The sequence below is a fragment of the Streptomyces sp. SudanB5_2050 genome, from assembly GCF_964272335.1.
In the GTDB taxonomy this organism is placed as follows: domain Bacteria; phylum Actinomycetota; class Actinomycetes; order Streptomycetales; family Streptomycetaceae; genus Streptomyces; species Streptomyces rochei.
Genome location: NZ_OZ186760.1, coordinates 709,558 through 721,935, shown reverse-complemented (window position 1 = coordinate 721,935; position 12,378 = coordinate 709,558). Strand labels below are relative to the sequence as shown.

The following is a 12,378-nucleotide window of genomic DNA, read 5'->3' as shown; positions in this document are numbered from 1 at the left end:
CCACCGGGGTGGGTTGGGCCGTGCCGTCAGCCCTGGATCTCCTTGCGATCCGCGCCGCCCGTGACGGTGATCTTGCGCGGCTTGGCCCGCTCGGCGATCGGGATGCGCAGGGTGAGCACGCCCGCCTCGTAGTCGGCGCTGATGTGCTCGGTGTCGAGGGTGTCCGCGAGCATCACCTGGCGGGAGAAGACGCCCAGGGGGCGCTCGGAGAGTTCCATCTGGACGCCCTCGCCCCGGGCGACGGGGCGGCGTTCGGCCCGGACGGTCAGCATGTTGCGTTCGACGTCGATGTCGATCGCGTCCGGTGCGACGCCGGGGAGGTCGAGGGCGATGACGTAGGCGTCGTCCTCGCGGTAGGCGTCCATCGGCATCGCCGTGGGGCGCGACCAGGTGCCCGACGCGTTGCCCAGCAGCTGCTGGGTGAGGCGGTCGAACTCGCGGAACGGATCGGTGCGCATCAGCATCTGAAACACCTCCAGTCGAGCGGAATCGCTCATGCGCTGCTTCCTGTCTTTCTTGTAGCATGTCATCGAAACGATGACAAGTGAGTGTGTCGCCCTCCGGGTGACGTGATCGGGTGGAGGTGACCCCCATGACCGCAGACCCGCGGGAGCCCGCGTCCGGGCCCGTGCCCTTCCTCGCCGCCGAAGCGGCGCTGGCGGCGATCGAGCGGGCCGTGCACACCGCCCAGGCCCAGCAGTCCGCACCGCGCGACGGCTCCGACGTCAGCCCGGACCAGGCACTGGCCGCGCTGCTGCTCCTGCGCGAGGTGCGCGACCAGCTCGCTGGCTGGGAGACGGGCCTGATCGAGACGGCCCGCGAGGCGGGCGCCAGCTGGGCCGAGCTGGCCCACCCCCTCGGCGTCGCCAGCAGGCAGGCCGCCGAGCGGCGCTATCTGCGCCTGCGCCCCGGGGCTCCCGGCACGACCGGTGAGCAGCGCGTCCAGGCCACCCGTGACCGTCGCGCCGGCGACCGGGCGGTCACCACCTGGGCCCGCGGCAACGCGGCCGGTCTCCGGCAGCTCGCCGGCCAGATCACCGCCGTCGACGGGCTGCCGGCCGAAGCCCGCGCCCCCCTCGTCCAGGCGCTCGGTCAGGACGACGCGGCCGGTCTCATCGGCCCCTTGGCGGGCGCCCGCGACCACCTCGCCGCCGACCACGGTGAACTGGCCGCCCGCATCGACGACCTCACCCACCACACGGACCGGCTCCGCCGGGTCAGGCCGGCTGAGGAGTGAAGGGCCGCAGTACGTCGCCCTCGGGCTGCACGACGCCGTAGCTGCCCTCCGGCACCTTGTTCCAGACCCCGGGCAGGTCGCCCAGTGGCTCGGACACGATCAGCCGGGTGCGGTCGGACACCTCCTTGAGGAACGGCATCCCGGGATGCAGGGCGCGCAGGCTCTCCACCCGGCTGCTGTAGTAGAGCGACCGCGTCTCGGCCTGGCTGGAGTAGCGGAAGGCCCACAACCGCAGTCCGTCGGTCACGGCCACCGTCATCTGCAGCGGGAACTCCACGTCGTGCTCGTGGCCGATCTCCTCCACCAGGCCCGCCATCCGGGCCACGGCCGTCGGAGGGTCGTCCTCCAGGCCGAGCGTCAGCGCCAGGTAGAACATCATCTCCGAGTCCGTCGAGCCCTCGATGTCGAGGAAGAGCCTCGGATCGACGGCCAGGGCGAGGTCCCGGCGCAGCCGGTGGAACTCGGCGATCGCGCCGTTGTGCATCCACATCCAGCGGCCGTGGCGGAACGGGTGACAGTTGGTCTGCTGCACGGGGCTGCCGGTCGAGGCCCGGATGTGCGCGAAGAACAGGGGGGAGCGGACGTGGCTCGCGATCTCGCGCAGATTGCGGTTGCTCCAGGCCGGCCCGATCTCCCGGACGACCGCGGGCGTGGTCATCTCCGGCCCGAACCAGCCGACGCCGAACCCGTCGCCGTTGGTCGTCTCGACGCCCATGCGGGCGTGCAGGCTCTGGTCGATGAGCGAGTGCTCGGGCTGGTAGAGCAGCGTCTCCAGCAGCACGGGCGTTCCCGAGTAGGCGAGCCATCGGCACATCGTCTGCCGCCTCCCTGCTCCCCGGCGTCTCGGCGCGCGGGGCCGTCAGTCGACCGGCCAGGTGTGGACCGGGGCGTTCAGGTGCATGTAGTCCATGTACTGCTGGGTCATCCGGCGCAGGGCCTCGTGGCGGCCCGGGCGGGCGGTCGCGTCGATGTGGTGGAACATCTCCTTCTGCCAGACCGCGCCGTTGCGCCCGGTGACGCACCGCTGCTCGATGATGCCGAGCAGCGGCTCCCGCCAGGCGGAGTCCATCCCGGACAGTTCCAGGCCCCGGTGCGCCAGCGGCAGCAGCCGCCGGAGCACCAGTTCGGGCACGGTCACCTCGCCCACGCCGGGCCAGTACAGCCGGGCCTCGATGCCGTGCCGGGCCGCCGTGTGCAGGTTGTCCTCGGCGACCGAGAAGGACATCCGCGACCACACCGGCCGCTCCTCCTCCACCAGCGCGCGGGTGAGCCCGTAGTAGAAGGCGCCGTTGGCGAGGGTGTCCGCGACGGTCGGCCCGGCGGGCAGCACGCGGTTCTCCACGCGTACGTGGGGGATGTCGTTGGCGACCGCGTAGACGGGACGGTTCCAGCGGTAGATGGTGCCGTTGTGCAGGGTGAGTTCGCCCAGTTCGGGTACGTCCCCCCGGTCCAGGGTCTCCTTGGGGTCCTGCTCGTCGCAGAGCGGCAGCAGTGCGGGGAAGTACCGCAGGTTCTCCTCGAACAGGTCGAAGACGCTGGTGATCCACCGCTCCCCGAACCAGACCCGGGGGCGCACCCCCTGCGCCTTGATCTCCTGCGGCCGGGTGTCGGTGGCCTGCTCGAACAGCGGGATGCGGCTCTCGTGCCACAGTTCCTTGCCCAGCAGAAAGGGCGAGTTGGCCGCCAGGGCGACCTGGACCCCGGCGATGGCCTGGGCCGCGTTCCAGTAGTCGGCGAACTCCTCCGGGGCCACCTGGAGGTGGAACTGGGTGCTCGTGCAGGCCGCCTCCGGGGTGATGGTGTCCGCGTAGGTCCGCAGGCGGTCGACGCCGTCCACCTCGATGTGCAGGTCCTCGCCCCGGGCCGCGAACACCTGGTCGTTGAGCAGGCGGTAGCGCGGGTTCTCGGAGAGGGCGGCCTCGCCCACGTCCGCCTTCCGCAGGGTGGGCAGGATGCCGATCATGATCAGATGGGCGCCGACCGACCGCGCGCGGTCCTCCGCGTGGTTCAGCGCGGCGCGGATCTCGCTCTCCCAGGCGTCGGGACCGCCCGCCGTCAGGGTGCGGGGCGGGATGTTGATCTCCAGGTTGAACCGGCCCAGCTCGGTGGACCAGGCGGGGTCGGCGATGGCTTCGAGCGCGTCGCTGTTGCGCATCGCCGGCTCGGCCCCGTCGTCGACCAGGTTCAGCTCGATCTCCAGCCCCACCTGGGGGCGCTCGGTCTCGAACCGGGACTCGCGCAGCATCTGCGCGAGGGCGTCGAGGCACTCCTGCATCTTGATCCGGTACCGGCGGCGGTCCTCGCGGGTGAAGACCAGCGCCGGGACGTCCCGTCCCATCGGCCCTCCCGGGTTGCCTCGCTCGGACGCCTCTCCACCCCAGAGTCGCACCACCCGGCGCACCCCACCAGACGGAACGGGGACGGGGCCCACCGCGGCGTGTGCGGTGGGCCCCGTCGGGATCGGGAGCGCGTGGGGCCGGCCGGCCTCAGAGCTTGCCGGACTCCCGGACCTTGATCTCCTTGGAGGTGCGGCCCGACTGCGAGCCGTAGCTCTCGATCTTGTCGACCACGTCCGTGCCCTCGACGACCTTGCCGAAGACGACGTGCTTGCCGTCCAGCCAGGGGGTGGCGACCGTGGTGATGAAGAACTGCGAGCCGTTGGTGTTCCGACCCGCGTTCGCCATGGAGAGCAGGTAGGGCTCGGTGTGCTTCAGCTGGAAGTTCTCGTCCGCGAACTTCTCGCCGTAGATGCTCTTGCCGCCGGTGCCGTTGCCGTTGGTGAAGTCACCGCCCTGGAGCATGAACTGCGGGATCACGCGGTGGAACGGGGAACCCGCGTAGCCGAAGCCGTGCTCGCCGGTGGCCAGCTCGATGAAGTTCTTCGCCGTCTTGGGGGTGACGTCCTCGAAGAGCTCGAAGACGATGCGGCCCGCATCCTGGCCGTCGATGTCGATGTCGAAGTAAACCTTGGAATTGCTCATCGCACCATTGTGACCTGCGGACCCCGGCGATGCCGAACCGGCTGCCCGTTCAGCGTGTGGCGAGCAGTTCCAGGGTGTCGATCACGCGGTTCGAGAAGCCCCACTCGTTGTCGTACCAGGCGACCACCTTGACGTGCCGGCCGTCGACGCGGGTGAGGGCCGAGTCGAAGATCGACGAGGCCGGGTTGCCGGTGATGTCCGAGGAGACCAGCGGGTCCTCGGAGTACTCCAGGACCCCGGCGAGCGGCCCCTCGGCGGCGGTCCGGTAGGCGGCCAGCACGTCCTCGCGGGTCACGTCGCGGGCCACGGTGGTGTTCAGCTCGACGATGGAGCCCACCGGCACCGGCACCCGGATCGAGTCGCCCGACAGCTTGCCGTCGAGGTTCGGCAGCACCAGGCCGATGGCCTTGGCGGCGCCCGTCGTGGTCGGCACGATGTTGACCCCGGCGGCGCGGGCGCGGCGCGGGTCGCGGTGCGGGCCGTCCTGGAGGTTCTGCTCCTGGGTGTAGGCGTGCACGGTCGTCATGAAGCCGTGCTCGATGCCGGCCAGCTCGTCGAGCACCGACGCCAGGGGTGCGAGCGCGTTGGTGGTGCACGAGGCGTTGGAGACGATCGTGTGCGCGGCGGGGTCGTAGGCGTCGGTGTTCACGCCGTAGGCGAGGGTGACGTCGGCACCCGCCGACGGCGCGCTGACCAGGACCTTCTTCGCGCCGGCGGTGAGGTGGGCGCGGGCCGCCTCGGCCGAGGTGAAGCGGCCGGTCGCCTCCAGTACGAGGTCGACGTCCAGCTCGGCCCAGGGCAGCCGGGCCGGCTCGCGCTCGGCGAGCACCCGGATGCGGCGCCCGTCGACGACGAGGGTGTCCCCGTCGACGGTCACCGGGCGGCCCAGCCGCCCCGCCGTGGTGTCGAACGCGAGGAGCCGGGCGAGGGTGGCGGGTTCGGTGAGGTCGTTGACGGCGACGACCTCGAGCTTGGTGTCGCGTTCGAGCAGCGCGCGCAGCACGTTGCGTCCGATGCGTCCGAAGCCGTTGATGCCGATGCGAGTCATGAGGGGTGCCCTTCCGGTTCGCCGTGCGGTGCGGTTCCCAGGGTGGCGCGCGGCGCGCGCCGGGGGCAGCGGCGTGAGTGCCATGGTTCGCAAGGATCGCGCCAGCCCCGGGCAGCCGCCCGGCGCGGACGCCTCTCCCGGTTACTCCCCGCGGGTGAAGGTGCGCCGGTACTCGCTCGGCGTGGTGCCCAGGATGCGCTGGAAGTGCAGTCGCAGGTTCGCGCCGGTGCCCAGTCCGACGTCGGCGGCGATCTGCTCCACGCCGCGCTCGGAGCGTTCGAGCAGTTCCCGGGCCAGGTCGATCCGGGCGCGCATGACCCACTGCATCGGCGTGTACCCGGTGTCCTCGACGAAGCGCCGGGAGAAGGTGCGTGCCGAGACCGCCGCGTGCCGGGCGAGCGCCTCCAGCGTCAGCGGCTCGTCCAGCCGGCGCAGGGCCCACTCGCGGGTCGCGGCGAACCGCTCGCCCAGCGGCTCGGGCACGCTGCGCGGCACGTACTGGGCCTGGCCGCCGCTGCGGTAGGGGGCCGCGACCAGCCGCCGGGCCGCGTGGTTGGAGGCGGCGACCCCGAGGTCGCCGCGCAGGACGTGCAGGCACAGGTCGATGCCGGAGGCGGCGCCCGCCGAGGTCAGCACGCTGCCCTCGTCCACGAACAGCACGTTCTCGTCGACCCGCACACGGGGGTGCTTGCGGGCGAGTGCCCGCGTGTAGTGCCAGTGCGTGGTGGCCCGCCGGCCGTCGAGCAGACCGGTGGCGGCGAGCGCGAAGGCGCCCGTGGAGATGGCGGCCAGCCGGGCACCGCGCTCGTGTGCCGCCGTCAGCGCCGCCACCACGCTCCGCGGCGGGTCCTCGACGTCCGGCGCCCGGTAGCCGGGCAGGAAGACGATGTCGGCCCAGGTCAGCGCGGAGAGGCCGTGGGCGACGTGGTACGAGAGTCCGTCGCCGCCGGTCACCAGGCCGGGCGCCGCGCCGCACACCCGCACCTCGTAGGGCATGCTCGCGCGCGTCGTGAACACCTGTGCGGGGATGCCGACGTCGAGCGGTTTGGCACCTTCGAGCACGAGGACGGCGACACGGCGCAGGCGGGAGGGCGGCACGGCTCAAGCGTATGCGGTGACCCGGTGTCAGCTCAGGCCGAGGACCTCCATGGTGTGCTCGGCCATGCGCCGCTCCCCGAGGGCGTTGGGGTGGACGGGGACGAGGCTGTTGCCGAACAGCAGCGGCTCGATCCACCGGGTGCCGGCGGGCTTGCACGCGTCGTGCCCCTCGGACACCCCGGAGAAGTCCACGAAGGTCACGCCCGTCTCCTTCGCCGCCCGTTCGACGACCTCGTTGAGGTGGGCCTGGATGCCCCGCAGGTAGGGCACGTCACCGGCGGCGACCGGCAGCTTCAGGAAGCAGGACGGGTCGGCGGCGGCCGGCATGATCCACGGGTAGCCCAGGGCGGCCACCCGGGCGCCCGGCGCCGCGGCGCGCACGTTGCGCAGCGCGGCCTTGAGGGCGGGGTAGGTGTCGGCCTCGATCTCGTCGTCGAAGGACGTGCCGTGCTTGTCCTTGCAGGGGCTCCCCTTGCCGCCGCTGAGGACTCCGGCGGTTCCGCAGGCCGTGATGGCGTTGATGAACGTGCCGTTGTCGTTGCCGCCGATGGTCAGGGTGACCAGGTCGGTGTCGGCGCTCAGTGCGTCCACCTGGGGTGGGACGCCCGGGTACTGGGCCTGGGTGAAGTGCGCGGTCTGGGCGGCGCCGCAGGTGACGTCGTCGAGGTCGGCGCCCGTCCGGGCGGCGATGACGTGCGGGTAGTTGGCCGTGGAGCGCAGGCAGAGCAGGTTGCTGGGATCGACCGGCAGCACCCCGGAGCCGGCGCTGTAGCTGTCGCCGAGGGCCACGTAGTCCAGGGACGGGGTGGCGTGCGCGGTGGCGTCGGTCAGACCGAGGGCCAGGGTGCCCACCGCGGCTGCTGTCGCGGTCATGACACGTCGAAGGACATGCTTCGGCATGTGCTCTCGCTTCCCGTGGGGAGGGATGGGGTGGTGGGGTTACCGGGCGGTTTTACTTTTAAGTAATGTGCGGGCGCCCTGACGGACAGTCAACGTTGTTGACAGAACTTCTTGCGGATCGGCAAAAGACTTTGCCCCGGGGGCGTGCTCTGTGATCAAGATGGGTCCATGCCCGACTCCGCCCCCCAGGTGCGCCCCGCGACACCCGACGACGTGCCCGCCGCCGTACGGACGCTGGCCCGTGCCTTCGCCGACTACCCCTTCACCCGCCACGTGGTCGCTGCCGACGACCACCCGGAGCGGGTGCGCCGCTTCCAGGAGTTGTTCCTGACCCGGGTCGCCATGGAGTACGGACGTGCCTGGGTCACCGACGACCGCCGCGCCGTCGCCGCCTGGACGACCCCGGAGCGGGACCCGGGGCCCGCCTTCGCCGAGGTGGGGCCGCTGGTCGCCGGGCTCGCGGGTGACCGGGCGGCGGCCCTCGAAGCCGCCGAGCACGCGCTGGCGCCGTACCGCCCGGCCGATCCGGTGTGGTTCCTCGCCACGGTCGGGGTGGACCCCGAGGCGCAGGGGACGGGTCTCGGCACGGCCGTGCTCCGGCCCGGCCTGGAGGCGGCCGAGCAGGCGGGCTTCCCCGTCTTCCTGGAGACCTCGCACGCCGGAAACGTACGGTTCTACGCCCGCCTGGGCTTCGAGGTGACGGCCGAGGTGGCCCTGCCGGACGGCGGCCCGACCACCTGGTGCATGCGCCGGGAGCCCGGCCGCTGACGGAGCGGCCGAGCGCCGGGTGGGCGAGTCCCGGACCGGGGTCCCCTGTCGGTCCCCCCGGTTATGCTCGCCGGACCTCGCCCACCGCCCGACGCCCGGAGCCGACACCGTGATCCCGACCGAGTCCGAGCTGACCGACGCCGTCCACCGCGCGGCCCGCGCCGCCTTCCTGGACCTGTTCCGGGAGCACCCCGGGCACCGCTTCTACTACTGCGTGCTGGTCACCCCCGGCGAGGCGTACGGGCCCGCGCTCTCCGCCTGGTCCGAACAGGCGCTCGCCCAGGAGGCCGCCCGGCAGGGCTGCGCGCCGACGGACATCAAGTGGTCCTACGCCGACTCCCCGTTCTGCTGCTACGGGGAACGGCACCTCGAACCGGTGCGCCCGCTCTTCGCGGCCCGGGGCGAGCTGTTCGAGATGCCCGACGACGAGGCGGACGCGGAGTTCGACCTGCGACTGCGGGCCATGGAGACGGCCATGGCCCGGCTCGACGCGGAGGGGGTCTTCGGCACGGGCGCCGCGCGGCACGCCGTCGTCGTCAACGTCGAGGTGCCCTCCGAGGGCGGCGACGAGGAGCGGGCGCTGCGGCTGAACCCGCCCGAGGCGCTGACGGAATGGCTCGCGGAGGCGGCGGACGCCGCCTGACCGGCGCCGACGCCCGTCCGCGCTGTTCTAGAGTTGTTCCGCCAGTGCAGACGACTGTGGACCTGTGAGGTACTCACCAGCCATGCCGACCGAAACGTTTGAGTTCCAGGTAGAGGCGCGCCAGCTGCTGCAGCTGATGATTCACTCCGTCTACTCGAACAAGGACGTGTTCCTGCGCGAGCTAGTCTCCAACGCCTCCGACGCGCTGGACAAGCTGCGCCTCGCCGCCCTGCGGGACGACCTGCCGGATGTCGACGTGTCCGACCTGCACATCGAGCTGGAGGTCGACAAGGAGGCCCGTACGCTCACCGTGCGGGACAACGGCATCGGGATGTCCTACGACGAGGTCACCCGGCTCATCGGCACCATCGCCAACTCGGGCACGGCCAAGTTCCTCCAGGAACTGCGCGAGGCCGAGGACGCGGCCGGTGCCGACGGCCTCATCGGCCAGTTCGGCGTCGGCTTCTACTCCGGCTTCATGGTGGCCGACGAGGTCACCCTGGTCACCCGGCGCGCGGGCGAGACGCAGGGCACCCGCTGGACGTCCCGGGGCGAGGGCACGTACACCCTGGAGACGGTCGACGAGGCGCCGCAGGGCACCTCCGTCACGCTCCACCTCAAGCCCGCCGACTCCGAGAACCAGCTCCACGACTACACCTCCACCTGGAAGATCCGGGAGATCGTCAAGCGGTACTCGGACTTCATCACCTGGCCGGTCCGGCTGCTGCCGGAACGGGGCGAGGACGGCGCCGAGTCGGGCGAGGCCGAGACGCTCAACTCGATGAAGGCCCTGTGGGCGCGTCCGCGCGACGAGGTGTCCGACGACGAGTACCACGAGCTGTACAAGCACATCGCGCACGACTGGCGCGAGCCCCTGGAGACCATCCGGCTCCAGGCGGAGGGCACCTTCGAGTACCAGGCCCTGCTCTTCGTGCCCGCGCACGCGCCGCACGACCTGTTCACCCAGGGGTACCAGCGGGGTGTCCAGCTCTACGTCAAGCGCGTCTTCATCATGGACGACTGCGAGGAACTGCTCCCGCCGTACCTGCGCTTCGTCAAGGGCGTGGTCGACGCCCAGGACCTGTCGCTCAACGTCTCCCGCGAGATCCTCCAGCAGGACCGCCACATCCGGATGATCCAGCGCCGGCTGACGAAGAAGGTCCTGGCCACGGTCAAGGACCTGAGGACGTCCGCACCGGAGCGGTACGCCACGTTCTGGCGGGAGTTCGGGCCGGTCCTCAAGGAAGGGCTGGTCACCGACTCCGAGAACCGGGACGCGATCCTCGCCGCCTCCTCCTTCGCGACCACCGACGACGCCGAGGAGCCGACCACGCTCCAGGCGTACGTGGAGCGGATGAAGGACGGCCAGAAGGACATCTGGTACATGACGGGCGAGTCCCGTCGCGCCATCGAGGACTCCCCGCACATGGAGGCCTTCCGGGCCAAGGGCGTCGAGGTCCTGCTGCTCACCGACGCCGTCGACGAGGTCTGGGTCGACGCGGTGGGCGAGTACGAGGGCAAGGCGCTGCGCTCGGTGGCCAAGGGCGAGATCGACCTCGAGGGCGACCGGGAGGAGAAGAGCGACACGGAGAAGGAGCAGCAGGGCGAGGAGTACGCGGGCCTGCTCGGCTGGATGTCGGAGCACCTGTCCGAGGACGTCAAGGAGGTGCGCCTCTCCTCCCGCCTCACGGTCTCCCCGGCCTGTGTCGTCTCCGACGCCAACGAGCTGACGCCCGCGCTGGAGAACATGTACCGGGCGATGGGCCAGGAGGTCCCGCACGCCAAGCGCATCCTCGAGCTCAACCCCGAGCACCAGCTGGTCAAGTCGCTGAACCGGGCCTACACCGAGCAGCAGGACCGGACGGAGCTGACCGAGACCGCCGACCTGCTCCACGCTCTGGCGGTGCTCGCCGAGGGCGGCCGGCCCAAGGAGCCCGCCCGCTTCGTGAAGCTGGTGGCGGACCGGCTGGAGCGCACCCTCTAGCCGTTACGGACGCAGGGGCCCGTCCGGCAGGGAGGGCCGGACCAGGCCAGGCTAGGCCAGGCCGGACCCGGCCACGGGCCACGGGTCATGGGCCATGGGCCAGGCGCGCGCCGCCGCGGGAAGCCGCACGGCGCGCGCCGTCCGTTCCGCCATCCGCATCGCGAGACGACCTGGCATGCGGATCACGTCACTCCGTATATTCGCACGCATGTCTGCAACGGCCCCGCTGCTGTGCCTCGCGCTCTTCGCGAACTCGGCATGGTGCGTCGACGACGGCCTCTGTCGCCGCTGAGTCCCGCACCGGCCGCGTCACACCGCGCCGCCGGTCCGCCCAGCCGACCGCCGTCCGCGCACCACACCGGAGAGCTTCCGTGACCACCGCACCCCCGGCCGGGTCCGCCCCGGCCGCGCCGCCGCGCGCGCCCGCGGCCCTGTTCGCCCCCTCGCCCACCTCCTCGCCGCGCCCCGAGGCCCCGCCTCTGCCCCCGGTGCGGCGGACACCGCTCGCGGTGTCCGCCCTGCTCGCCGTCGCCCTGACCGCGTACGTGTGGTCCGCGCACGGCGCCAGGCCGGGCGTGCTCCTGCTCCTCGGGCTCGGCCTGGGAGTGGCCCTCTTCCACTCCCGGTTCGGCTTCACCTCCGCGTGGCGGCAGCTGGTCGCCGTCGGCAACGGCACCGGCCTGCGGGCCCACGCGCTGCTGCTCGGGACCACCGCCACCTTGTTCGCGCTGCTCATCGGCACGGAGACCGGGGTGTTCGGCGCGCAGCCCGCCCCCTCCGCCGGGACCATCGGCGTCGGTCTGTTCGCCGGCTCGGCGCTCTTCGCGATCGGCATGCAGCTCGGCGGCGCCTGCGCCTCGGGCACCCTCTTCGCCGTCGGCTCCGGACAGACGTCGATCGTGCTGACCCTCGGCGGCTTCATCGCCGGCGCCACGCTCGCGGCCTGGCAGTTCGACCTGTGGAAGGACCTGCCGGCCTGGGAGCCGGTCGTCCTGTCCGACCACATCGGCTGGTTCGGCTCGTGGGCGGTGACCATCCTCGCCCTGGTGCTGGTGGTCCTGGTCTCGCGGCGCGTGCAGGCCCGCCGCAACCCGCCGCCGCTCGGGGCGGTGCCCTCGGCCCGCGGTGCGGCACTCCGGGCGCTGCGGGGTTCGTGGCCGCTGGCCGCCGGGGCCCTGGTGCTCGCCCTGCTCGGTGCGGGCGTCCTGCTGGTGTCCGGCGGCGCCTGGGGCGTCACCAGCGCCTTCAGCCTCTGGGGCTCCGAGCTGGTGGGCGCCCTCGGCGGCCACCCCGAGAACTGGACGTGGTGGCAGCGGCCCGGGAACGCCGAGATGCTGGCCGGACCCGTCCTCGCCGACAAGACCAGCCTCACCGACCTCGGCATCATGATCGGCGCGGCGGTCGCCGCGGCGCTCGGCGGCACCTGGGCCCTGCACCGGGGCATCGCCCGGCGCACGGCCCTCGCGGCGGTGCTCGGCGGTGTCCTGATGGGGATCGGCGCCCGGCTGGCCGGCGGCTGCAACATCGGCGCCTATCTCGCCGGTATCGCCTCCGGCAGCCTCAGCGGCTGGCTGTGGGGGGCCTTCGCGCTGGCCGGCACCTGGGTCGGCCTCAAGCTGCGCCCGCTGTTCGGCCTGGGCAACCCGAAGCCGGGCGACGGCGTCTGCTGAGCGGGGATGCCCGTGCGGCACGGGGGTCAGGCCCGCGCCGCACGGGCGG

The 12,378-nt window shown here is 72.2% G+C and carries 12 protein-coding genes; 5 read left to right on the top strand and 7 right to left on the bottom strand.

Annotated features, from left to right (window positions below; all coding sequences use genetic code 11):
• Positions 1-26 precede the first annotated feature (26 nt).
• Complete coding sequence (locus ACFZP7_RS02885) at positions 27-464, bottom strand: Hsp20/alpha crystallin family protein (RefSeq protein WP_355516158.1); 438 nt, start codon at positions 462-464, stop codon at positions 27-29.
• A gap of 128 nt (positions 465-592) precedes the next feature.
• On the opposite strand from ACFZP7_RS02885, the gene ACFZP7_RS02880 reads away from it, so the two are divergent.
• Positions 593-1,237: a type III effector protein gene (locus ACFZP7_RS02880; RefSeq protein WP_385633775.1), complete on the top strand. Its 645-nt coding sequence runs from the start codon at positions 593-595 to the stop codon at positions 1,235-1,237.
• Here ACFZP7_RS02880 and ACFZP7_RS02875 read toward each other — a convergent pair.
• The 6 genes from ACFZP7_RS02875 to ACFZP7_RS02850 all read right to left on the bottom strand — a co-directional run bounded on the left by ACFZP7_RS02875 (position 1,218) and on the right by ACFZP7_RS02850 (position 7,264).
• Complete coding sequence (locus ACFZP7_RS02875) at positions 1,218-2,051, bottom strand: class II glutamine amidotransferase (RefSeq protein ID WP_355515812.1); 834 nt, start codon at positions 2,049-2,051, stop codon at positions 1,218-1,220. The genes ACFZP7_RS02880 and ACFZP7_RS02875 overlap by 20 nt on opposite strands.
• Positions 2,052-2,096: 45 nt before the next feature.
• The gene (locus ACFZP7_RS02870; RefSeq protein ID WP_019324254.1) at positions 2,097-3,575 is read right to left on the bottom strand and encodes a glutamate-cysteine ligase family protein; all 1,479 of its coding nucleotides are present in this window, start codon (positions 3,573-3,575) and stop codon (positions 2,097-2,099) included.
• A 148-nt stretch (positions 3,576-3,723) separates the two neighbouring features.
• Positions 3,724-4,218 carry a peptidylprolyl isomerase gene (locus tag ACFZP7_RS02865; RefSeq protein WP_019324255.1) on the bottom strand — a complete coding sequence of 165 codons (495 nt, stop codon included), beginning with the start codon at positions 4,216-4,218 and terminating at the stop codon, positions 3,724-3,726.
• 49 nt (positions 4,219-4,267) lie between these two features.
• Positions 4,268-5,266 carry a type I glyceraldehyde-3-phosphate dehydrogenase gene (gene gap / locus ACFZP7_RS02860; protein WP_031018428.1) on the bottom strand — a complete coding sequence of 333 codons (999 nt, stop codon included), beginning with the start codon at positions 5,264-5,266 and terminating at the stop codon, positions 4,268-4,270.
• A 141-nt stretch (positions 5,267-5,407) separates the two neighbouring features.
• A complete protein-coding gene (locus ACFZP7_RS02855; protein WP_019324257.1) occupies positions 5,408-6,364 on the bottom strand; it encodes a GlxA family transcriptional regulator in 957 nt (318 codons plus the stop codon).
• Between the two features lie 27 nt (positions 6,365-6,391).
• Positions 6,392-7,264, bottom strand: coding sequence for an SGNH/GDSL hydrolase family protein (locus ACFZP7_RS02850; protein ID WP_220670745.1), 873 nt, complete (start codon positions 7,262-7,264; stop codon positions 6,392-6,394).
• 168 nt (positions 7,265-7,432) lie between these two features.
• Here ACFZP7_RS02850 and ACFZP7_RS02845 point away from each other — a divergent pair, with 168 nt between their 5' ends.
• From ACFZP7_RS02845 to ACFZP7_RS02830, 4 genes are all read left to right on the top strand, one after another.
• Positions 7,433-8,032, top strand: coding sequence for a GNAT family N-acetyltransferase (locus ACFZP7_RS02845; RefSeq protein ID WP_125536829.1), 600 nt, complete (start codon positions 7,433-7,435; stop codon positions 8,030-8,032).
• A gap of 109 nt (positions 8,033-8,141) precedes the next feature.
• Positions 8,142-8,675, top strand: coding sequence for a DUF4303 domain-containing protein (locus ACFZP7_RS02840; protein ID WP_031018436.1), 534 nt, complete (start codon positions 8,142-8,144; stop codon positions 8,673-8,675).
• A gap of 82 nt (positions 8,676-8,757) precedes the next feature.
• On the top strand, positions 8,758-10,659 hold the full coding sequence (gene htpG / locus ACFZP7_RS02835) for a molecular chaperone HtpG (RefSeq protein ID WP_385633774.1): 1,902 nt from the start codon (positions 8,758-8,760) through the stop codon (positions 10,657-10,659).
• A gap of 371 nt (positions 10,660-11,030) precedes the next feature.
• Positions 11,031-12,329, top strand: a complete 1,299-nt coding sequence (locus tag ACFZP7_RS02830) for a YeeE/YedE family protein (RefSeq protein WP_031018447.1) — start codon at positions 11,031-11,033, stop codon at positions 12,327-12,329.
• The last annotated feature ends 49 nt before the right edge of the window (positions 12,330-12,378 follow it).

What these genes read in the sequence shown, in the direction of transcription:
- ACFZP7_RS02885 (WP_355516158.1), bottom strand. Translation starts at nt 464, where the DNA reads ATGCTGATGCGCACCGATCCGTTCCGCGAGTTCGACCGCCTCACCCAG.
- ACFZP7_RS02880 (WP_385633775.1), top strand. Translation starts at nt 593, where the DNA reads ATGACCGCAGACCCGCGGGAGCCCGCGTCCGGGCCCGTGCCCTTCCTC.
- ACFZP7_RS02875 (WP_355515812.1), bottom strand. Translation starts at nt 2,051, where the DNA reads ATGTGCCGATGGCTCGCCTACTCGGGAACGCCCGTGCTGCTGGAGACG.
- ACFZP7_RS02870 (WP_019324254.1), bottom strand. Translation starts at nt 3,575, where the DNA reads ATGGGACGGGACGTCCCGGCGCTGGTCTTCACCCGCGAGGACCGCCGC.
- ACFZP7_RS02865 (WP_019324255.1), bottom strand. Translation starts at nt 4,218, where the DNA reads ATGAGCAATTCCAAGGTTTACTTCGACATCGACATCGACGGCCAGGAT.
- gap (WP_031018428.1), bottom strand. Translation starts at nt 5,266, where the DNA reads ATGACTCGCATCGGCATCAACGGCTTCGGACGCATCGGACGCAACGTG.
- ACFZP7_RS02850 (WP_220670745.1), bottom strand. Translation starts at nt 7,264, where the DNA reads ATGCCGAAGCATGTCCTTCGACGTGTCATGACCGCGACAGCAGCCGCG.
- ACFZP7_RS02845 (WP_125536829.1), top strand. Translation starts at nt 7,433, where the DNA reads ATGCCCGACTCCGCCCCCCAGGTGCGCCCCGCGACACCCGACGACGTG.
- htpG (WP_385633774.1), top strand. Translation starts at nt 8,758, where the DNA reads ATGCCGACCGAAACGTTTGAGTTCCAGGTAGAGGCGCGCCAGCTGCTG.